The organism is Nonomuraea bangladeshensis (genome assembly GCF_039529455.1).
GTDB classification, from domain to species: Bacteria; Actinomycetota; Actinomycetes; order Streptosporangiales; family Streptosporangiaceae; genus Nonomuraea; species Nonomuraea bangladeshensis.
In genome coordinates this window covers 162805-182594 of sequence record NZ_BAAAMV010000013.1, presented here as the reverse complement: position 1 = coordinate 182594, position 19790 = coordinate 162805, and the positions used below count along the sequence as shown (strand labels likewise).

Sequence of the window (19790 nt, the reverse complement as noted above, 5' to 3'; positions counted from 1 at the left end):
CTTAAACTCCGAACAGCGTACGATGTTTTCATGAGCGAGACCGTCATCCCCCTCCTGCCCTGCCGGCAGCTCGACGACGTCCTGCCCTTCTACCGCGCGCTCGGCTTCGACGTCACCTACCGCCAGGAGCGGCCCAACCCGTACGCCGCCGTCCGCCGGGGCGGCGTCGAGCTGCACTTCTTCGGCGTGCCCGGGTTCGATCCCGAGCAGTCCATGGGCAGCGTGGTCGTGGTGGTGCAGGACACGGGGGCGCTGCACGCGGCGTTCGCGGCGGGGCTGCGGGCGGCGTTCGGCAAGGTGCCGGTGTCCGGGATCCCGAGGATGACCCGGCCGCGGCGCGTGCAGGGCACGTCGGGCGGGTTCGTCGTGGTGGACCCCGGCGGCAACTGGGTGCGGATCAGCCGCCGCAAGGAGGAGGACGACGCCGGCGAGCCGGACCCGGCGGAGGGGCGGCTCGCGCGGGTGATCGCGGCCGCCGCCCGTCAGGCCGACGCGCGCGGCGACGTGGCGGCGGGCGTCAAGCTGCTGGAGACGGGCCTCGCCAGGCACGCGGCGGCGCCGCCCGCGCAGCGGCTGCCCGCCCTGGTCTATCTGGCCGAGCTGCGGCTGCGCGCCGGCGACCGGGACGCGGCGGCGGCGCTGCTCGCCGAGACCGCCGCGCTGGAGCTGACGGAGACGGAACGCGAGGCCCTGGCCGACGACCTCGCGGCCGCCACCGACCTCGCGAGCCGCCTCGGCCTCTGAGCCGGGGGTCGGAGCTTGGGCACCGCCTCGGCCCCTGAGCCGGGGTCCGGCCCCTGAGTCAGGTGTCGGAGCTTGGGCAGCGCCTCGGCCCCTGAGCCGGGGTCCGGGCCCTGAGCCGGGGGTCAGAGCTTGGGCAGGAAGCCGACCCGGTCGCGGACCTGCTCCATGGTCTGCCGGGCGACCGCCCTCGCGCGCTCGGCGCCGACCGCGAGCATGCGGTCGAGCTCCGCCTCGTTGGACAGCAGCTTCTCGACGCGCTCGCGGATCGGCGTGAACGTCTCGACGACGGCCTCGGCGACCTCCTTCTTGAACGTGCCGTAGCCCTGCCCGGCGTAGCGGGCGACCAGGTCGGGGATCGGCGTGCCGGTCAGCGCCGACTGGATGCGCAGCAGGTTGGAGATGCCCGGCTTGTTCTCCTCGTCGAACAGGACCTCGGTGCCGGTGTCGGTGACCGCCCGCATGACCTTCTTGCGCAGCGGCCCCGGCTGCTCCAGGACGTCGAGGATGCCCGCCGGGCTGGAGGACGACTTCGACATCTTCGCCGTCGGGTCCTGGAGGTCGGTGATCTTCTCGACCTCCTTGAGGATGTAGGGCTCGGGCAGCGTGAAGGTGTCGCCGAAGCGGTGGTTGAAGCGCTGGCCGAGGTCGCGGGTCAGCTCCAGGTGCTGCTTCTGGTCGGCGCCCACCGGCACCTTGTCGGCCTGGTAGATGAGGATGTCGGCGGCCTGGAGGATGGGGTAGGTGAACAGCCCCACGCTGGCCGCGCTCTCGCCGAACTTGGCGGACTTGTCCTTGAACTGCGTCATCCTGCCCGCCTCGCCCATGCCGGTGAGGCAGATCAGGATCCAGGCGAGCTCGGTGTGCTCACGCACGTGCGACTGCACGAAGACGGTGGCCTGCTCGGGGTCGAGACCCGCGGCGAAGAGCTGCGCGGCGGCCACGCGGCTGCGCCGGCGCAGCGCGGCGGGCTCGGTCGGCACGGTGATCGCGTGCAGGTCGACCACACAGTAGAAGGCGTCGTGGGTCTCCTGCATGGTGACCCACTGACGGACCGCACCCAGGTAGTTGCCCAGGTGGAAGGAGTCCGCGGTGGGCTGGATGCCGGAGAGAACACGAGGTCTGGCCATAGCAGGCAATTGTGTCAGGAATCCTGGTCGGGCGGCGACTCAACGGCCGGTCGGCGTTTCACCCGCACCCGGGCGATCCGCCGCCCGTCCAGCTCGATGACCTCCAGGTCGAAGCCCGCCACCTCGACCCGCTCGCCGAGCGCCGCCACGTGGCCCAGCATGGCCATGACGAAGCCGCCCAGCGTCTCGTACGGGCCGTCGGGCAGCCTGATGCCGGTCTCGCCGGCGAAGTCGTTGAGGTTGGTCAGGCCGTCGATCTCGATCTCGCCGGCGGGCAGGACGACCACGTCCTCCTCGATGTCGTACTCGTCCCTGATGTCGCCGATCAGCTCCTCGACCAGGTCCTCCAGGGTGATGATGCCGGCGGTGCCGCCGTACTCGTCGACCACTATGGCGAGGTGCTGGCCCTCGTCGCGCATCTCGTTGAGGGTGCTGAGCAGGCGCTTGGAGGCGGGCACGAACTTCGCGGGGCGGATCGGCACGAGCGCGCTGACCGGCTCGTCGCGCCCGGACAGCTCGGGGTCGAGCAGGTCGCGTACGTGCACGAAGCCGATGATCTCGTCGTAGGAGGTGCGGTAGACGGGGAAGCGGGAGTGCGGCAGCCGGGCGGCGACCGCGGCGGCCTCGGCGAGCGGCGTGTCGGCCTCCATGAACTCGACCTCGGTGCGCGGCAGCATCACCTCCCTGAGCTGCCGCTTGCCGGCGGCGAAGACCTCGCCGATGAGCTTGCGCTCGTCGGGGGTCAGGTCGTGGTGGCCGACCACCATGTCGCGCAGCTCCTCGGTGGTGACCTCCTCGCGGTCGGCCTCCGGGTTGCCGCCGAGTAGGCGCACCACGCCGTCGGTGGACTTGGAGAGCATCCAGATGATCGGCCGCGACAGGCGGGCCACCCAGTCGAGGAACGGGGCCACGAACAGCGAGAGCCCTTCGGCCCGCTGAAGCGCCAGACGTTTGGGCGCCAGCTCACCGAGCACGAGGGAGACGTACGAGATGGCCAGCGTGACCAGCACCAGCCCGAGCACCGGGGCGAAGCCCTCGGGCACGCCCCAGCCCTGCAGCACGGGCGTGAGCTGCGCGCCCAGCCGGTCGGCGCCGAACGCGGCCGAGAGCATGGTGGCCACGGTGACGCCGATCTGGACGGCGGAGAGGAACCGGTTGGGGTCGCGGGCGAGCTTGGCCACGCGCTCGCCCCTGCGGCCGCGCTCGGACAGCTTGCGGATCTGGCTTTCGCGCAGCGAGACCATCGCGATCTCGGCGGCGGCGAAGAAGCCCCCGATCAGGACGAAGAGCAGGACCAGGGCGACGTTGGCCGCGACGGTGTCAAACATGGTGGTTGGCAGCGTATACGGGTGCTTTCCCGCGTATGCTGAACGGCAAGCCTTACAAAATCAAACATATTTGAACAGGAGTCCACATGAGATTGCTGGTCACCGGCGGGGCGGGGTACGTCGGCAGCGTCGTCGCGGCCCAGCTCGTCGAGGCGGGGCACGAGGTGACCGTGCTCGACGACCTGTCGACCGGGCATGAGGACGCGGTGCCGGAGGGCGCCAGGTTCGTGCGGGCCGACATCGCCGAGCCCGGTGACGCGCTGGACGGTGTGGACGCGGTGCTCCACTTCGCGGCCAAGTCGCTGGTCGGCGAGTCGGTGGAGAAGCCCGGCCTCTACTGGGCGAACAACCTGGGCGGCACCCTCGCGCTGCTGGAGGCCATGCGGGACAAGGGGGTCGGCCGGATCGTGTTCTCCTCGACGGCGGCGACGTACGGCGAGCCGGAGCGCGCACCCATCGAGGAGAGCGACCCGACGCGCCCGACCAACCCCTACGGCGCCTCCAAGCTCGCCGTGGACACGGCGCTGAGCGCCTTCGCCGGCATCCGCGGCCTGGCCGCCGTGAGCCTGCGCTACTTCAACGTGGCCGGCGCCTACGGCCGCTTCCGCGAGCGCCACGTGGTCGAGACCCACCTCATCCCGAACGTGCTGAAGGTCGCCACCGGCGAGCGCGACTCGGTCAACGTGTTCGGCACCGACTACCCGACCGCGGACGGCACCTGCGTGCGCGACTACGTGCACGTCGCCGACCTGGCGCGGGCGCATTTGCTGGCGCTGGAGGCGCTCACGCCCGGCGAGCACAAGATCTACAACCTGGGCAGCGGCTCCGGGTTCAGCGTGCGTGAGGTGATCTCGGTCTGCCGCGAGGTCACCGGGCACGAGATCCCGGCGGCCTTCGGCGAGCGGCGGCCCGGCGACCCCGCCGTGCTGGTCGCCTCGTCCGCGAAGATCCAGCGCGAGCTGGGGTGGAAGGCCGCCCGGCCGTCGCTGCACGACATCGTCTCGGACGCCTGGGAGGCGCTTTCCGGCAAATGAGCCATATGGCGGCGAGATATGTGCTGTAGTACCGAAACGTGAAGAGCATTTCACCAAGGGTCACGAAACCGATCTTTGGCGCTCTCATCGTGGCAGGCAGCCTGCTCGCCGCCGCGGGGGTGGTGTTCGCCACCCCGGAGGCGGCCCATCCCGGCCCGCAGGCGACCTGTCCCGCGCAGAGCGACGGCACGGACGGCCCGTGAGCCGGGCGACACGGGACGGCGAGCGAGCCGGGCGATACGGACGGCCGACGCGCCGGGCAACGCGGACGCCCCCCGCCGATCGTCGGCGAGGGGCGTCCGGCACGGGCGGCGCGGCTCAGATGAGGCCGAGCTCCTTGACCGCGGTGCGCTCCTCCTCCAGCTCGCGCACGCTGGCGTCGATCCGCTCGCGGGAGAAGGCGTCGATCTCCAGGCCCTGGATGATCTCGAAACGCCCGCCGGCGGCGCGGACGGGGAACGACGAGATGAGGCCCTCGGGCACGCCGTACGAGCCGTCGGAGACGACCGCGGCGGAGGTCCACTCGGTGCCGTTGACCCAGTCGTAGACGTGGTCGATGGCGGCGTTGGCGGCCGAGGCGGCCGAGGAGGCGCCGCGGGCCTCGATGATGGCCGCGCCGCGCTTGGCGACGGTCGGGATGAAGGTGTCCTTCAGCCACTCGTGGTCGACCTGCTCGGCCGCGACCTTGCCGCCGACCTCGGCGTGGAACAGGTCGGGGTACTGGGTGGCGGAGTGGTTGCCCCAGATCGTCATCTTCTTGATCTCGGTGACCGACACCTGGAGCTTGGCCGCGAGCTGCGAGAGCGCGCGGTTGTGGTCGAGCCGGGTCATCGCGGTGAAACGCTCGGCCGGCACGTCGGGGGCGTGCTGCTGCGCGATCAGCGCGTTGGTGTTGGCCGGGTTGCCCACGACCAGGACGCGGATGTCGTCGGCGGCGTGGTCGTTGATGGCCTTGCCCTGCGGGCCGAAGATGCCGCCGTTCGCGCCGAGCAGGTCGCCGCGCTCCATGCCGGCCTTGCGCGGCATGGCTCCGACGAGCAGCGCGACGTTGGCGCCGTCGAACGCGACGTCGGGGCTGTCGGTGATCTCGATGCCGGACAGCAACGGGAACGCGCAGTCGTCCAGCTCCATCGCGGTGCCCTCGGCGGCCTTCACGGCGGCCGGGATCTCCAGCAGGCTGAGCTTGACCGGCACGTCGGCGCCGAGAAGCTGACCCGAAGCGATGCGGAACAGCAGTGCGTAGCCGATCTGGCCGGCGGCTCCGGTGACGGTCACCTTGACGGGCGCAGTGGCTGACGACGCCATGGCCTTTCCCCTAACTCGCAGCAGAATGTCGGACGTTGGGGATGTTACCCGCTCGTCATCCGCAGGTTTCCATCGCGGGTTGCCGTAGCTCGGGTTTGAAGTCGACCTTGCCGAAATACTGGTCGATGAGTCCCTTCATGGCGCCGCTGCGGTAGAGGTCGGCGATGATGCCGTTGACCGCCTTGCAGGTGGCCGCGTCGCCAGGGCGGATGCCGACGCCGTAGCGCTCGTTGCTGAGCTTGGCGCCCAGGATCTTGTAGCGCAGCGGCTCGCGGTTGGCGAAGCCGGCCAGGATCACGTCCTCGCCGGGGACGGCGTCGACCTTGCCGGTGCGCAGGAAGTCCATGCACTCGGCGTAGTTGCTCGCGAGCACCGGCTTGACCTTCACGCGGTCCTGGACCTCGCCGACGGACGGGCTGCTGGGGGCGCAGACCCGCTTGCCCGCCAGGTCGTCGAGCTCGTCGACGCCGCCGCCCGCGCGGACGAGCACGTCGCGGTGCGCCAGGTAGTAGGGGCCGGCGAACGGGCTGCGGCCGTCGATCACGTACGTCGCCACGACCAGGTCGAGCTTGCCCTGCGCCAGCCCGGCGGGCCGGTCGTCCCTGCTGACCCGGACGAACTCCGTCTCCCTGGCCCCGAGTCCTGTCGCGATGCGCCGGGCGAGGTCGATGTCGAAGCCCTCGAACGCCTCGCCGTTCTGCAGCCCGACGCCCGGCAGGTCGCCCTTGACGCCGATGACGATCTTTCCGGTGGTGGCCACCTTGTCCACCACGGACGCGTACGACGGCTCCCCGGCCTTCGTCGGCTCGGCGCCCTGTTCGCGGAAGGCCAGGGGCCAGCCGTTCATCGCGGCGACCATCGCGGCGCCGGCGACCAGCACGAGCACGCCAGCGAAGGCCGCCCACAGCCGCCACCGGGAGCGCCGGCGCGCGGGCGCCGACGACGGCTGGGTGGGCGCGGGGTAGGCCGGTTGCCCGGCCTCGCCCGGCCCGCCGGCGACGTCGCCGGTCCGCGGCACGGGCGGAGTGGTCAACGCCGCCGCCTGGCTCTCGTGCGTCCGCCCGCCGGCGACGCCGGCGTGCCCCTGACCGGTGGTCCCGGCATGCCCCTGGCCGGTGACCCCGGCATGCCCCTGGCCAGCGGCACCGGCATGGCCGTGGCCGGTGGTGCCGGGCTGCCCCTGGCCGCTCACTCCGGCATGGCCCTGGCCAGCAGCACCGGCATGGCCCTGGCCGGTGACACCGTGCTGCCCCTGCCCGGTCACTCCGGGCTGTCCCTGGCCGGTGGTGCCGTGCGGTTCCTGGGCGGGCGGGCCGTGCTCGGTCTGCACCAGGGAGCCCGTGCCCCTGCGGGCCGGCAGGTCGGTGACGGACCTGGCGTTGACCCGGCTGAACGGCGTGGTGTCGTCGCCCGCGACCTGCACCCCGCGCGTGAGCACGGCCGTGGAGGCCCCCACGCCGGTGGACTGCCCGAGCAGCCGCAGCAGGATCTGGTCGGCGGAGGGCCGCTCGGCGGGCGCCTTGGCCAGCGCCCCCGCCACCACGCCGCGCAGCGGCTCCGGCAGCATGGTGACGTCGACCTCGTGGTTGAGGATCCGGTTGAGCACGGTCGCGATGGACTTGCCCTCGAAGGCCGCCTGACCGGTCGCGGCGTAGGCGATCGTGGCCCCCCACGAGAAGACGTCGGTGTAGGGGCCGACGTCGTCGCCGGCGATCTGCTCGGGGGCCATGTAGGCGGGCGTGCCGATGGCCCGGCTGGTGATCGTGCCGGTGGAGTCGATGATGCGGGCGATGCCGAAGTCGACCACGCGCGGCCCGTCGGCGGCGATCAGCACGTTGTCGGGCTTGAAGTCGCGGTGGACGATCTGGGCGTGGTGGATGGCGGTGAGCGCGGTGGCGGTGCCGATCGCGAGCCGGTCGAGCGGGGTGCCGCTCAGCGGCCCGTCAGTCTCGATCAGCTCCCTGAGCGAGCGGCCCTCGATGTACTCGCTCGCGATGTACGGCGTGTCGCCGTCGAGGTCGGCCTCGATCACCCGCGCCGTGCAGAACGACGCCACCCGCTGCGCCGCCTTGAGCTCCCGGGCGAAGCGGGAGCGCGCGATGGTGTCGCCGGAGAATTTCACGTGCAGCAACTTGATGGCCGCGCGCTCGCCCTCGTCATTGACACCGAGGTAAACGATGCCTTGACCGCCTTCGCCGATGCGTCCGGACAGCCGGAATGATCCCAGGTGAGGGGGATCACCGGCCACCAGTGGCGCGATCTGCGGCATTCGTCTGTCCCCACGTTTACTCGATCCCAACGAGGCAAACTTTACGACGCCCAGCTACTTCACAGGGATCCGTTAACCGTTCGTGACGTCACGGTTCGCCACACTTTGTCACGAAAACCGGCAATTTGCCGAGTAACGCAGGCCCTTGCGCGGGCGCGACTCGGCGGAGAGGCTTGAGGATCATGGACCGTCCCTACGACATCGTGCTCTTCGGCGCGAGCGGCTTCACCGGCGCGCTGACCGCCGCCTACCTCGCCGCCGCCGCTCCGCCCGGCACGCGCTGGGCGCTGGCCGGCCGCGATCCCGCCAAGCTCGAACGGCTCGGGCTTGACGTGCCGATCCTGCGCGCCGACGCGACCGACCGGGCCGCGCTCGCCGACCTGGCCGCCCGGACCAGGGTCCTCGCCACCACCGTCGGCCCGTACATCGTCCACGGCGAGCCGCTGGTGGCCGCCTGCGCCGAGGCCGGCACCCACTACCTCGACCTGACCGGCGAGCCCGAGTTCGTCGACCGGACCTACCTGCGCCACCACGACCTGGCCGCCCGCACCGGTGCCAAGCTCGTGCACGCCTGCGGCTTCGACTCGATCCCGTGGGACCTCGGCGTGCTCCACACCGTCGGCCTGCTGCCCGAGAACGTCCCGCTCACCGTCAGCGGCTTCCTGCGGGTGAACGGCCGGCCGTCAGGCGGCACGCTGTCGACCGTGCTCACGGTCGCGGGCCGGGCCCGCCAGGCGGCCGAGGCCGCCGCACAGCGCCGCGCGGCCGAGCCCCGCCCGAAGGGCCGCAGGATCAGCTCCAGGGCGGGCGGCGTGCGTTACGTGGGCGGCTGGGCGCTGCCGATGCCCACCCTCGACCCGATGATCGTGGGCCGCTCGGCCCGCCTGCTCGACCGCTACGGCCCCGACTTCACCTACCGCCAGCACTTCGCGGTCCGTACGCTCCCCCGCGCCCTCGCGGTGGCGGCGGGCGCGGGGGCGCTGGCGGTGGCCGCGGCGCTCCCGCCGGCCCGCGACCTGCTCCGCGCCCGCCTGCGTCCCGGCCAGGGCCCGTCGCCCGAGCAACGGGCGAAGAGCTGGTTCCGGGTCACGTTCCTGGGCGAGGGCGGCGGCGAGCGGGTGATCACCGAGGTCGCGGGCGGCGACCCCGGTTACGACGAGACGGCCAAGATGCTCGGCGAGTCGGCCCTGTGCCTGGCCTTCGACGACCTGCCGGAGCGGGCGGGCCAGCTCACCACCGCCTCGGCGATGGGCCAGGCGCTGATCGACCGGCTGGTGCGCGCGGGCATCTCGTTCACCACCCGGGGATGAGCGTCAGTACGGCCCCGTCAGTACGGCCCCGTCAGTACGGCAGGGCCCAGGTCGCGAACGTCTTGCGCAGGTACGGGTTCTTGAACTTCGGATACGCGACCGTCCGCGGATCGCCGTCCGAGACGTACCGCATGTCCTGGTTCTTGTTGAGCCAGTCCAGCCACGCCTCCGAGCAGAACTGGGAGCAGTCGCCCTTCTTCTCCATGACCTTGATCCGCGGGATGCCGGCCGGCTCGAACGCCTTGCTGAACGGCGCCGCCGAGGGCGTGTACCCGGCCAGGAACGCGCCGTCGTGGTGGTAGCCCGGGCCGTGCAGCGCCCAGTTCTTGTTCTTCGGCTGGTTGCCGTACGGCAGCGCGATCGTCGTGGGCTTGACGCCCGACAGCGAGGTGATCTGCTTGCCGATCGTGCCGATCTGCTCCTCGACCTCCTTCTGCGAGCGGCCGCGCAGGTTGATGTGGTCGCGGGTGTGGTTGCCGAGGTCGAAGCCGTTGTCCTTGAGCCACTGCAGCGTCTGGGCCTGCTCCTCGCGCACGGTCTTGCCGAACATGTCGCGGGTGATGTACATGGTGGCGACCGGGCGGAAGCCCGGGTGCTTGGCCGCCACCTCCTTGAGTATCGCCACCGCCGTGTCCTTCTGCGGGACGCCCACCTCGTTGAGCGTGAGCTGCGAGGGCGAGGAGTCGTCGAAGGTCAGGACCACCGGGTGCTTGCCGGCCGGGATGTCGATCTTGCCGGCCACCATCTCGGCGGCCGTGATCGGCACGTACCCCTCCCTGACCAGCCGTTCCAGGTCCGCGCGGAACTGCGCGGGCGAGCGGTCGTCGGTCGTGGCCGGCTTCTCCACGATGCGGTGGAACATCAGGACCGGGATCTGGCCCAGCTCGTTGGCCTTGACCGCGGCGGCGCGCTGGATCTTGGCGGCCTTGCTCGCCTTGGCCTTGGCGGCCGCGTCGGCCTTGCTGTCCGCCATCTTGACGGTGTCGGCGGGCGGCGAGTCGCACCCCGTCGTCAGGATCGTCGCGGCGGCGAGCACCCCCAATCCGCCCAGAAAACGCAGTCGCATTCGAACCCCCCGAGACGCGCACGACTGTTACGAGGGGGCTCTTACCCAGGTGATCAACTGTGCCACGCCGGGTGACCGTCAAGACTGGGCAAGGCCGGACGGCGGGGGCGCCCGTACCGGCTCACACCATGCGAAACGGCCTCCGCCCGGCGGCACGCCGCGGGGTGGAGGCCGTTCCGTCTCGGGGTGGCCGTCAGGCCATCTTCTTCTTCAGGTTCTCGTCCAGCGCGCCCAGGAAGTCCTGGGTGGTCAGCCACTCGGCGTCGCCGCCGACCAGCAGCGCCAGGTCCTTGGTCATCTGGCCGCCCTCGACCGTCTCGACGCAGACCTGCTCCAGCGTGTTCGCGAACTCGGTGACGGCGGGGGTGTTGTCCAGCTTGCCGCGGTGGGCCAGGCCACGCGTCCACGCGAAGATCGAGGCGATCGGGTTGGTGGAGGTCGGCTTGCCCTGCTGGTGCTGGCGGTAGTGGCGGGTCACCGTGCCGTGCGCGGCCTCGGCCTCGACCGTGCGGCCGTCCGGGGTCATCAGCACGGAGGTCATCAGGCCGAGCGAGCCGAAGCCCTGCGCGACCGTGTCGGACTGCACGTCGCCGTCGTAATTCTTGGCCGCCCAGACGTAGCCGCCCTCCCACTTGAGCGCCGCGGCGACCATGTCGTCGATGAGGCGGTGCTCGTAGGTCAGGCCGGCCTTCTCGAAGTCGGTCTTGAACTCGGTCTCGTAGACCTCGGCGAAGATGTCCTTGAAGCGGCCGTCGTAGGCCTTCAGGATGGTGTTCTTCGTCGACAGGTAGACCGGGTAGTTGCGCGCCAGGCCGTAACGCATCGAGGCGCGCGCGAAGTCGCGGATCGACTCGTCCAGGTTGTACATCGCCATCGCGACGCCGGCGCCGGGGAAGTCGTACACGTCGAGCTCGATCGGCTCGGAGCCGTCCTTCGGCGTGTACGTCAGCGTCAGCGTGCCCTCGCCCGGGATCTTCAGGTCCGTCGCGCGGTACTGGTCGCCGAAGGCGTGACGGCCGACCACGATCGGCTTGGTCCAGCCCGGCACCAGCCGCGGCACGTTCGACATGATGATCGGCTCGCGGAAGATCACGCCGCCGAGGATGTTGCGGATGGTCCCGTTGGGGGACTTCCACATCTTCTTGAGACCGAACTCCTCGACCCGCGCCTCGTCCGGGGTGATGGTGGCGCACTTCACGCCGACGCCGTGCTTCTTGATGGCGTTGGCGGCGTCGATGGTGACCTGGTCGTCCGTCGCGTCTCGGTGTTCGATGCCGAGGTCGTAGTACTTCAGGTCGACGTCGAGGTAGGGAAGGATCAGCTGGTCCTTGATGAACTGCCAGATGATCCGGGTCATCTCGTCGCCGTCAAGCTCGACGACCGGACCCTCCACCTTGATCTTGGGCATGCGAATGGTTCCCCTTCGATGAAATGATGCGTTGAGGCTATCGGACGGCCAGCTCATCGGGCGAAAAGGGACAGGATCATCGCCTTCAGCTGATCGTCGTCCAGCAGCAACGAGGTCAGGACCAGCACGAAGCCGAAGACGGCCAGCGTGGTGACGTCGGTCCTCTTGCTCCTGATCGCGAGTTGACCGGCGTAGCCGGCGAACCGCAGCGCGGCGGCGACCATGATGACGGCCCCGAGCGCGAACCCGCCCCAGCGCGGGTCCACCAGGAAGGTCACGGACACCCCGACGGCCGCACCCGCCAGAATCAGCGGGTACGGCCCCCAGCTCTCACGTTCGTTGGCGCTCAACGTTCGTCTATCGGCTTCCACTTCTGGTCGGTCTCACCGATGTACTCGCTGTCCGGGCGGATGAGGCGGTTGTCGGCGTGCTGCTCGATGACGTGTGCCGTCCAGCCGGACATGCGGCTGATCGAGAAGACCGGGGTGAACAGGTCGGTCGGGATGCCAAGGTAGTGGTAGACCGAGGCGGCGTAGAAGTCGACATTCGGATAGAGACCCTTGGCCTCGAAGACGACCTCCTCCATCTCCTTGGACATCCGGTAGTACGTGTCGTCGCCGGCGGCCTCGGCCAGTTCGGCGGACATCCTGCGCAGGTGCGTGGCGCGCGGGTCCTCGGTCTTGTAGACGCGGTGCCCGAAGCCCATGATCTTCTCGCCTGCGGCGAGCTTGTCACGTACGGCCTGCGCCACGCCGTCGGCGGGGATCGACTCCAGCGTCTTCATGACCTGCTCGTTCGCGCCGCCGTGCAGCGGGCCCTTGAGGGTGCCGATGGCGGCGACGATGGCGGAGTGCATGTCCGAGAGCGTCGCGGCGCACACCCGGGCGGCGAACGTGGAGGCGTTCATGGTGTGGTCGGCGTGCAGCACCAGGCACTCGTCGAAGATCTCGGCCTGGCGCGGCTCGGGGCGGCGGCCGGTGACCTGGAGCAGGAAGTTGCCCGCGATGCTCAGCTCGGGGTCGGCGTCGGGGACGCTGCCCCCGGTGCGGGCGGCGTGGTAGCGCGCGACCAGCACGGGCTGCTGGGCGGTCAGGCGGGCGGCCTTGCGCAGGTTGGCCTCGTGCGCGGTCGAGTCCTTGTCCGGGTCGTCGGCGGCCGCCAGCGAGACCAGCGAGCGCAGCGCCTCCATGGGCGTCTGCTTCCCGGCGATCTCGGCGATGTTGGCCGCGGCCAGCGGGCCGGGCTCGCGCCCCGCCGCCAGGGACTCGGAGTAGGCGGCGAGCTCGGCGCGGTCGGGCAGCCTGCCGCGCTGGAGCAGGTGCGCGACCTCCTCGAACGTGGCACGGCCGGCCAGGTCGTGGATGTCGTATCCGCGATAGAAGAGGCGACCGGCCTTTCCGTCAATGTCGCTCAGCGCTGTGGACGCGGCTACGACATCGGCGAGACCTTTCGTGGACTTGTCCGCCATGACTGCTTCCTCCGCTTATCTCCCTGCGAAGTCTACCCGTGAGCAGGCAAAACCGGCCGCGAAGGTCAAGACCAATTTCGCGTACGATTCTCCTTTCGGCAAAGGCGATTCCCCATCCCCTCGTTTGGGTAAGCCGGAGCTGTAGTAATAGTTACGGCGGGCTACCTGGGGAGGAACTGCCGTGGAGGGGCCGTTCATACGCATCGAGGACACCGGTGAGGTGATCCCGTTGCGCCCCGAGATCACGACGGTCGGAAGAGGCCGGGGTGTCGACATCCGGCTCACCGATCCCAGCGTGTCTCGACTCCATGCCGAGTTCGTCAGACGAGGACCCTACCTGTACGTCGTCGACCTGGGACTGTCCAGGAACGGCACGCGGGTGAACGGCAGGCCGATCGCCCGGAGGGTCCTTGACGACGGCGACGTCGTCTCGTTCGGCGCGGCGCGGGGTCGCATCGGTGGAGTCCCCCGTGAGGACTTCACCCCCGAGGTCGAGCTGCGCAGGGCCGCGGCGCCCGAGCTCACCAGGCGCGAGGTCGACGTGCTGACCTCGCTCTGCCGGCCGGCGCTGTCGGACGAGGCGTTCGTCGCCCCCGCCACCGCGCGAGAGATCGCCGACGACCTGGTCGTGACGGAGGCCGCGGTGAAGCAGCACCTGCTGCGGCTCTACCAGAAGTTCAGGATCCCGGAGGGCACCAACCGGCGCACCCGCCTCGCCAACGAGGTCGTCGCGCTCGGCCTGGTACGCCCGACCCCTGTGGTCCCCCCGCAGCGGTCATCGGGAGCCCCGGCCGAGCAGCAGCCGTCACCGGCGGGCCGCAGGGCTTCGTAGGCGAGATCGTCGCGACCGGGGCTACGGCGAGGGGTTCCGGCAGCGTTCGGAGCCACGGCGTGGGTCGAAGCAGCGGCGAGCGCCGCGCACCGGATCCTCACGAGATCCGGTGCCGTCGCCCGCCGTGCTCGTCGCCGCTCAGGTACGGGCCGGCGACGCGCGTACGCGGAGCACGCCCGCGAAGCGCGCGGCCGGTTCTGCTTACAGGACCCGGAAACCGTTGCTGGGCTTGCTGGTCCGGTTGGCCCGGTCCACCGCCACGGCGTAGTAGTGGTCGCCGCGCTTGCCGTCGGGGTCGGTCCACCGGATCTGGCGGTCGCCCGGCACGACCGCGACCAGGTTGCGGGCGTCGGCGAAGGCGCCGTCGGCGGCGTGCCTGTCGAAGCGGAAGATCGCGAACAGGAACGGCTCGTCCTTGCCGGTGGCGACGGCCCGCACCTCGACGCCGCCCGAGCGGCGCAGCGCGTACGCGACCACCGGGCGGCGCGGCGGCTCGCCGTCCGCCAGCCTGGGCAGCACGGGCGCGAGCGCGGGCCGCTGGTAGTGGTCCTTGACCGCGGTCGAGATCGAGCCGATCCTGTCGACCTTGACGTCGTTGGCGTTGTACCAGATGTCGCCGCTGATCTCCGGGTGCTCGCGGTTGAGCGTGAGGTGCCTGGACAGCTCGCCCGGCACCTGCCACTCGGCGGCCTGCGCGGGGTCGCCCGCCTTGTACGCGGCCTGCCCGATCCACAGCAGCGTCCGGGTGCCGCTCGCCACGTCCGACCACCACGGGACGAGCTTGGAGTAGTCGGCCGGCGGCTGGCCGATGTACCAGTAGAGCTGCGGCGCGATGTAGTCCAGCCAGCCCTTCTTGACCCAGCCGCGGGTGTCGGCGTGCAGGTTGTCGTAGGACTGGCCGCCGTTGGTCTCGGAGCCCAGCGGGTCGGTGCCCTTGTTGCGCCAGATGCCCGACGGGCTGATGCCCCACGCGATCTCCGGCTTGGCCTGGAGCACGCGCTGCTGCATCTCCTGGACCATGAGGTCGACGTTGTTGCGCCGCCAGGCGGCGAGGTCGGGGAAGCCGGCGCCGTACTGGGCGAAGGCGGCGCTGTCGTCGAAGGCCGTGGTGTTCGTCGGGTAGAAGTAGTCGTCGAAGTGCAGGCCGTCGATGTCGTAGCGGGTGACCGCGTCCATCATGGCGTCCTGGCAGAACTTCCTGACCTCCGGCATGCCGGGGTTGTAGTAGAGCTTGCCGCCGAACGGCACGATCCAGTCGGGGTGCTTGCGCCCGGGGTGGTCGGGGTGCAGCTTGGCCGGGTCGGCCTGCATCGACACCCGGTAGGGGTTGAACCACGCGTGGAAGGCCAGCCCGCGCTTGTGCGTCTCCTCGACGGCGAAGCCCAGGGGGTCGTAGCCGGGGTCCTGGCCCTGCTTGCCGGTCAGGTACTCCGACCACGGCTCGAACGGCGACGGCCAGAAGGCGTCGGCCGTCGGACGGATCTGCACGAACACCGAGTTGAGCCCGCGCTGCACGGCGAGGTCCAGCCAGGCGAGATACTCGGCCTTCTGCTGGTCGGCGGTGAGCCCCTGCTTGGACGGCCAGTTGATGTTGACGACGGACGCGATCCACATGCCGCGCATCTGGTGCAGCGGGGGCACGTACGCGGCGTCGGTGTCGGCGAAGGCGGGCAGCGGCACCGCCGTGGCGGCGGCCGCGAGGGCGAGACCCTTCAGGAGAGTCCTTCTGCTCGGCATGGGGGGTGGCCTCTCGAAAGTGGTTGTATCGAAGCCGACGATGACAGAAAATTACCTTCAGATCAACAACCGTGAAGGAAAATGCCGATGAGCCGTGACCTGTACAGACTGGCGCTGGCGGTGCTGCACCCGGGGTTCGAGGGAACCTCCGCCCCCGACTGGCTGCGCCGCGCGCTGGGCGAGGGTCTCGGCGGCGTCGTGCTGTTCGCACGCAACGCCATCGGAGCGCCGCTCGTCAAGGAGTTGCGCGCCGAGAACCCCGGCGTCGTCGTCGCCATCGACGAGGAGGGCGGCACCGTCACCCGGCTCGAAGTGGGCGAGGGCAGCTCCTTCCCCGGCAACAGGGCGCTGGGCGTCGTGGACGACGCCGGGCTCACCGAGCGGGTGGGCCGGCAGATCGGCCGCATGCTCGCGGAGCTGGACATCACCCTCGACTACGCGCCGTCCGCCGACGTCAACGCCAACCCCGCCAATCCGGTCATCGGGGTCCGCTCGTTCGGTCCCGACCCCGACCTGGTGGCCCGGCACACGGCGGCGTTCGTACGGGGGGTGCAGGGCGCGGGCGTGGCCGCCTGCGCCAAGCACTTCCCCGGCCACGGCGACACCGTCACCGACTCCCATTTGGCGCTGCCCACCGTGCACGCCTCCCGCGAGGAGCTGATCGCCCGCGACCTCCCGCCGTTCCGCGCCGCGATCGAGGCGGGGGTTCAGTCCGTCATGACCGGTCACCTGCTGGTGCCCGCGCTCGACGCCGACGCGCCGGCCACGCTCAGCCGGGCCGCGCTGACCGAGCTCCTGAGGGGTGAGCTCGGCTTCGACGGCATGGTCGTCACCGACGCCATCGAGATGCGGGCGGTGGCCGCGCTGGCCTCGCCCGGCGAGATCGCCGTGCGCGCGCTCAACGCGGGCGCCGACGCCATCTGCATCGGGGTGGTCGACGAGGACGGGCTGCGCGAGATCGGCGACACCGTCGTGGCCGCCGTACGGGACGGTCTTCTGCCCGAGGAGCGCCTGGCCGAGGCGGCCGGGCGGGTGCGGGCGCTGTCCGACTGGTACGCCGCCCGCCCCGCCGACCGCGAGGCCGCCCGCGCCGACGTCGATCCCGGCGTCGGCCTCGCGGCCGCCCGCGCGGCGCTCACCGTGACCGGGACCGCCCGGCTCGACCGGGCGCCGCTCGTCGTCGAGGTCAACACCCGGCTCAGCCAGGCCGTGGACCCGGACACGCCGACCGGCATCACCGCCGCCCTGGCCGCGCTGCTGCCCGGCACGACCAAGATCCGCCTGGACCGTGACGCCCCCCTGCCCGACTTCGGCGGGCGGCCTGTGGTGCTGGTGGTGCACGACGCCGCGCGGCACGCCTGGGTGCGGGACGTCGTGGACGCGGCGGTCGCGGCCCGGCCGGACGCGATCGTCGTGGACACCGGCGTCCCCGGCCCGCCCACCGGCGCCGCGCACGTCGCCACGCACGGCATCTCCCGCGCCTCCGCCCAGGCCGCGGCCGAACGGCTGACCCGATGAGCGCCGTCGAACCGGCGAGCCCCGTCGCCGCCGTACGGGCCGTGCTGCCCTCGCTCACCCCGGCGGCCCAGGCCATCGCCCGCATCATCCTCGACGACCCGGGGCTGGTCGTACGGAGCACGATCACCGAGTTCAGCGCGGTGTCCGGCACCAGCGAGGCCACGATCGTACGGACCGCGCGGGCCCTCGGCTTCGCCGGCTACTCGCAGATGCGCTTCGCCCTCGCCGCCGCCGTCGCCAAGGAGCCCGAGCGGCTGGTGCCCGGCGACCTCGGCCCGGACGACCCGCTGACCGATGTGATCGCCAAGGTCGCGCGGGCCGAGTCGGACGCGCTCGCCGACACCGCCGCCCAGCTCGACCCGGAGCAGCTCGGCGAGGTCGTCTCGGCCATCGCCGCCGCCCGCAGGGTGGACGTGTACGGCGTCGCCGCCTCGGGCCTGGTCGCCGCCGACATGTCGCAGAAACTGCTGCGCATCGGGCTGTCCAGCCACCCCTTCAGCGACGCCCACCTGGCCCTGACCAGCGCCGCCCTGCTCAAGGACGGTGACGTGGTGGTCGCGATCAGCTGCAGCGGTGAGACGCCCGACGTGCTGGTGCCCGCCCGCACCGCGGCCGAGGCGGGGGCGGCGATCGTCGCGATCACCAACAACCCGCGCTCGTCGCTCGCCGAGCTGGCCGATCACACGCTGGTGTCGGCGGGGCGCGAGACGGCCTTCCGCCCCGGGGCGCTGGCCAGCCGGATCAGCCAGTTGCTGATCGTGGACTGCATCTTCGTGGGGCTCGCGCAGCGCACGTACGACCGGGCCGACGCCGCCATCCGGGCCACCCGCGAGGCGACCGACCGCTACCGCGCCCGCTGAGGAGCGACCGTGATCCCTTGCACCGTGATCTCCTGACACGAGCTCGAAGAGGCGTGGCCGGCGGGCTCGGGCTGTCGGCCCTGTTCCGTCAGGTGGAGCGGCGGGTACTGGCGTGGTACCACGGCGGTGGGGCGGGCATGGGCTCGGCGGGACAGGGAGGCGCGGTGGGCACCGTCAGGGAGGCCACGTTCGACGTGCTCAGGCGGCACGGGCTGACCACGATCTTCGCCAACCCCGGCTCCACCGAGGTGTCGCTGCTGACCGGGCTCCCCGACGACCTGCGCTTCGTCCTCGCCCTGCACGAGGGGTCGGTGGTCGGCATGGCGACCGGCTTCGCCCTCGGGCGCGAGGCCCCCGCCCTCGCCGTGCTGCACACCACGGCCGGGCTCGGCAACGCCGTCGGGGCCATCGCCACCGCCCGGGTCAACCGGGCGCCGCTGGTGATCCTGGTCGGGCAGCAGGACCGGCGGCACCTGGCGCTGGAGCCGTTCCTGGCCGGACGGCTCGCCGGGCTGGCCGGCGACTACCCCGTACGGGTGGACCAGCCGGTACGCCCCCAGGACGTCCCCGGCGCCGTCGCACGGGCCTGCCACGAGGCGGTCACCGGCCGCGGGCCCGCCCTGGTCGTGGTGCCGATGGACGACTGGGACGCCGAATGGGCCGAGGACGTGGTCGCCGCGCCCACGCGGGTGGTCCGGCCCGCCGGCGTGGCCGACGCCGACCTCGCACCGCTCGTGACGCTGTTGTCCGGGGCGCGCGCGCCGGCGATCGTGTCCGGGGCGGGGGCGGACTGGGGGTCCCTGGTGACGCTGGCGGAGCGGCTGGGGTGCCCGGTGTTCCAGGAGTCGTTCGGCGGGCGGGCCGGGTTCCCGCAGGACCACCCGCAGTACGCCGGGGTGCTGCCCGCCGACCGGGCGCGGCTGCGGGCCGTGCTGGGGGCGTACGACGTGGTGCTGGCGGTGGGGGCGCCGGTGTTCCGGCAGTACCCGTACGTGCCGGGGCCGCTGGTCGCGCCGGGGACGACTGTCGTGGTCATCACCGACGACCCGTCGGAGGCCCATCGAAGCGCGGCCGACCTGGCGTACCTGGCGTCGCCGGCCGCGCTGTGCACCCGCCTGTCAGCCCTCCTCCCCGCCCCCGGCTCCCCTGACGCGGCATCCGTCGTCGAGGGTTCTGCGCCGGCCATCGGGGCGGACGGGGCCGGGCTGCCTCCTCTGCCCGTCGGCGGGCGGCCGTTGCGGGCCGCGCATGTGCTGCACGAGCTGGCGCTGCGGCTGCCCGCCGACGCCGTGCTCGTCGAGGAGACCCCGTCCTCGCGCCCCGACCTGCACCGGCTCGTCCCCGCCAGGAACCCGCTCGGGTTCGTGTCGGCCGCCATGGGCGGCCTCGGCTTCGCCCTCCCCGCGGCGGTCGGCCTGCGCATGGCGCTCCCCGACCGCCCCGTGGTCGCGGTCGTAGGCGACGGCTCGGCGTTGTACGGCGTGCACGCCCTGTGGAGCGCCGCCCACTACCGGGTGGGCGCGCTGTTCCTGGTGCTGGCGAACGGCCGGTACGCGATCATGGACCGGCTGGCCGACCAGCGAGGCGGCAAGGCCCCGTGGCCGCCGTTCACCGAGGTGGACCTGGCCGCCCTGGCCCGCTCGCTCGGCTGCCCCGCGCGCAAGGTGGACGACCACGCCGGGCTGGTGGCGGCGCTGGAGGAAGTGGTGCCCACGCTGGCCGCCCGGGAGGAGCCCCTGCTGCTCGACGTGGACGTGACCGTCGACCCCGACTTCCAGCCCTGA

Annotated in this window: 16 protein-coding genes; 7 read left to right on the top strand and 9 right to left on the bottom strand. The window is 71.6% G+C overall.

The features are described 5' to 3' along the window. Nucleotides 1–30: 30 nt before the first annotated feature. Nucleotides 31–744 carry a VOC family protein gene (locus tag ABD292_RS39935; protein ID WP_344216923.1) on the top strand — a complete coding sequence of 238 codons (714 nt, stop codon included), beginning with the start codon at nucleotides 31–33 and terminating at the stop codon, nucleotides 742–744. 122 nt (nucleotides 745–866) lie between these two features. Here ABD292_RS39935 and trpS read toward each other — a convergent pair whose 3' ends face one another. Next, nucleotides 867–1871 carry a tryptophan--tRNA ligase gene (gene trpS / locus ABD292_RS39930; RefSeq protein ID WP_344216921.1) on the bottom strand — a complete coding sequence of 335 codons (1005 nt, stop codon included), beginning with the start codon at nucleotides 1869–1871 and terminating at the stop codon, nucleotides 867–869. 14 nt (nucleotides 1872–1885) lie between these two features. Next, entirely contained in the window at nucleotides 1886–3199 is a 1314-nt protein-coding gene (locus ABD292_RS39925) for a hemolysin family protein (RefSeq protein WP_344216919.1), read from the bottom strand. Nucleotides 3200–3285: 86 nt separating this feature from the next. Here ABD292_RS39925 and galE point away from each other — a divergent pair, with 86 nt between their 5' ends. Beyond that, the gene (galE, locus tag ABD292_RS39920) at nucleotides 3286–4233 is read left to right on the top strand and encodes a UDP-glucose 4-epimerase GalE (protein WP_344216918.1); all 948 of its coding nucleotides are present in this window, start codon (nucleotides 3286–3288) and stop codon (nucleotides 4231–4233) included. Between the two features lie 318 nt (nucleotides 4234–4551). Here the strand turns inward: galE and ABD292_RS39915 are convergent, their stop codons facing one another. Continuing rightward, nucleotides 4552–5538: a malate dehydrogenase gene (locus ABD292_RS39915; RefSeq protein ID WP_344216916.1), complete on the bottom strand. Its 987-nt coding sequence runs from the start codon at nucleotides 5536–5538 to the stop codon at nucleotides 4552–4554. Between the two features lie 55 nt (nucleotides 5539–5593). Continuing rightward, the gene (locus ABD292_RS39910) at nucleotides 5594–7807 is read right to left on the bottom strand and encodes a serine/threonine-protein kinase (RefSeq protein ID WP_344216914.1); all 2214 of its coding nucleotides are present in this window, start codon (nucleotides 7805–7807) and stop codon (nucleotides 5594–5596) included. A gap of 182 nt (nucleotides 7808–7989) precedes the next feature. Between ABD292_RS39910 and ABD292_RS39905 the strand changes: the two genes are divergently transcribed. Continuing rightward, complete coding sequence (locus tag ABD292_RS39905) at nucleotides 7990–9117, top strand: saccharopine dehydrogenase family protein (RefSeq protein ID WP_344216912.1); 1128 nt, start codon at nucleotides 7990–7992, stop codon at nucleotides 9115–9117. A 31-nt stretch (nucleotides 9118–9148) separates the two neighbouring features. On the opposite strand, the gene ABD292_RS39900 is transcribed toward ABD292_RS39905, so the two are convergent. From ABD292_RS39900 to ABD292_RS39885, 4 genes are all read right to left on the bottom strand, one after another. Next, on the bottom strand, nucleotides 9149–10183 hold the full coding sequence (locus tag ABD292_RS39900; RefSeq protein WP_344216909.1) for a polysaccharide deacetylase family protein: 1035 nt from the start codon (nucleotides 10181–10183) through the stop codon (nucleotides 9149–9151). Between the two features lie 193 nt (nucleotides 10184–10376). After that, complete coding sequence (locus ABD292_RS39895; RefSeq protein ID WP_344216907.1) at nucleotides 10377–11591, bottom strand: NADP-dependent isocitrate dehydrogenase; 1215 nt, start codon at nucleotides 11589–11591, stop codon at nucleotides 10377–10379. A 53-nt stretch (nucleotides 11592–11644) separates the two neighbouring features. Further along, nucleotides 11645–11941 carry a DUF3017 domain-containing protein gene (locus tag ABD292_RS39890; protein ID WP_344216905.1) on the bottom strand — a complete coding sequence of 99 codons (297 nt, stop codon included), beginning with the start codon at nucleotides 11939–11941 and terminating at the stop codon, nucleotides 11645–11647. After that, entirely contained in the window at nucleotides 11938–13059 is a 1122-nt protein-coding gene (locus ABD292_RS39885) for a citrate/2-methylcitrate synthase (protein ID WP_344216903.1), read from the bottom strand. The genes ABD292_RS39890 and ABD292_RS39885 overlap by 4 nt, the downstream gene beginning before the upstream one ends. A 181-nt stretch (nucleotides 13060–13240) precedes the next feature. Between ABD292_RS39885 and ABD292_RS39880 the strand changes: the two genes are divergently transcribed. After that, nucleotides 13241–13891 (top strand): FHA domain-containing protein, encoded by a 651-nt coding sequence (locus tag ABD292_RS39880; protein ID WP_020543670.1) that lies wholly within the window; start codon nucleotides 13241–13243, stop codon nucleotides 13889–13891. A gap of 201 nt (nucleotides 13892–14092) precedes the next feature. On the opposite strand, the gene ABD292_RS39875 is transcribed toward ABD292_RS39880, so the two are convergent. After that, nucleotides 14093–15628: a glycoside hydrolase family 10-like protein gene (locus ABD292_RS39875; protein WP_344216899.1), complete on the bottom strand. Its 1536-nt coding sequence runs from the start codon at nucleotides 15626–15628 to the stop codon at nucleotides 14093–14095. An 87-nt stretch (nucleotides 15629–15715) separates the two neighbouring features. On the opposite strand from ABD292_RS39875, the gene ABD292_RS39870 reads away from it, so the two are divergent. From ABD292_RS39870 to ABD292_RS39860, 3 genes are read left to right on the top strand one after another with little or no spacing between them, the layout of a single operon-like run. Continuing rightward, nucleotides 15716–17146, top strand: coding sequence for a glycoside hydrolase family 3 protein (locus ABD292_RS39870; RefSeq protein ID WP_344216897.1), 1431 nt, complete (start codon nucleotides 15716–15718; stop codon nucleotides 17144–17146). Beyond that, nucleotides 17143–18006, top strand: coding sequence for a MurR/RpiR family transcriptional regulator (locus ABD292_RS39865; RefSeq protein WP_344216895.1), 864 nt, complete (start codon nucleotides 17143–17145; stop codon nucleotides 18004–18006). Before ABD292_RS39870 ends, ABD292_RS39865 begins: the two co-directional genes overlap by 4 nt. Before the next feature lie 17 nt (nucleotides 18007–18023). Continuing rightward, complete coding sequence (locus tag ABD292_RS39860) at nucleotides 18024–19790, top strand: thiamine pyrophosphate-dependent enzyme (RefSeq protein ID WP_344216893.1); 1767 nt, start codon at nucleotides 18024–18026, stop codon at nucleotides 19788–19790.

Excerpts from the sequence above, each read along its gene's own strand:
- ABD292_RS39935 (WP_344216923.1), top strand. The coding sequence starts at position 31 with ATGAGCGAGACCGTCATCCCCCTCCTGCCCTGCCGGCAGCTCGACGAC.
- trpS (WP_344216921.1), bottom strand. The coding sequence starts at position 1,871 with ATGGCCAGACCTCGTGTTCTCTCCGGCATCCAGCCCACCGCGGACTCC.
- ABD292_RS39925 (WP_344216919.1), bottom strand. The coding sequence starts at position 3,199 with ATGTTTGACACCGTCGCGGCCAACGTCGCCCTGGTCCTGCTCTTCGTC.
- galE (WP_344216918.1), top strand. The coding sequence starts at position 3,286 with ATGAGATTGCTGGTCACCGGCGGGGCGGGGTACGTCGGCAGCGTCGTC.
- ABD292_RS39915 (WP_344216916.1), bottom strand. The coding sequence starts at position 5,538 with ATGGCGTCGTCAGCCACTGCGCCCGTCAAGGTGACCGTCACCGGAGCC.
- ABD292_RS39910 (WP_344216914.1), bottom strand. The coding sequence starts at position 7,807 with ATGCCGCAGATCGCGCCACTGGTGGCCGGTGATCCCCCTCACCTGGGA.
- ABD292_RS39905 (WP_344216912.1), top strand. The coding sequence starts at position 7,990 with ATGGACCGTCCCTACGACATCGTGCTCTTCGGCGCGAGCGGCTTCACC.
- ABD292_RS39900 (WP_344216909.1), bottom strand. The coding sequence starts at position 10,183 with ATGCGACTGCGTTTTCTGGGCGGATTGGGGGTGCTCGCCGCCGCGACG.
- ABD292_RS39895 (WP_344216907.1), bottom strand. The coding sequence starts at position 11,591 with ATGCCCAAGATCAAGGTGGAGGGTCCGGTCGTCGAGCTTGACGGCGAC.
- ABD292_RS39885 (WP_344216903.1), bottom strand. The coding sequence starts at position 13,059 with ATGGCGGACAAGTCCACGAAAGGTCTCGCCGATGTCGTAGCCGCGTCC.
- ABD292_RS39875 (WP_344216899.1), bottom strand. The coding sequence starts at position 15,628 with ATGCCGAGCAGAAGGACTCTCCTGAAGGGTCTCGCCCTCGCGGCCGCC.
- ABD292_RS39870 (WP_344216897.1), top strand. The coding sequence starts at position 15,716 with ATGAGCCGTGACCTGTACAGACTGGCGCTGGCGGTGCTGCACCCGGGG.
- ABD292_RS39865 (WP_344216895.1), top strand. The coding sequence starts at position 17,143 with ATGAGCGCCGTCGAACCGGCGAGCCCCGTCGCCGCCGTACGGGCCGTG.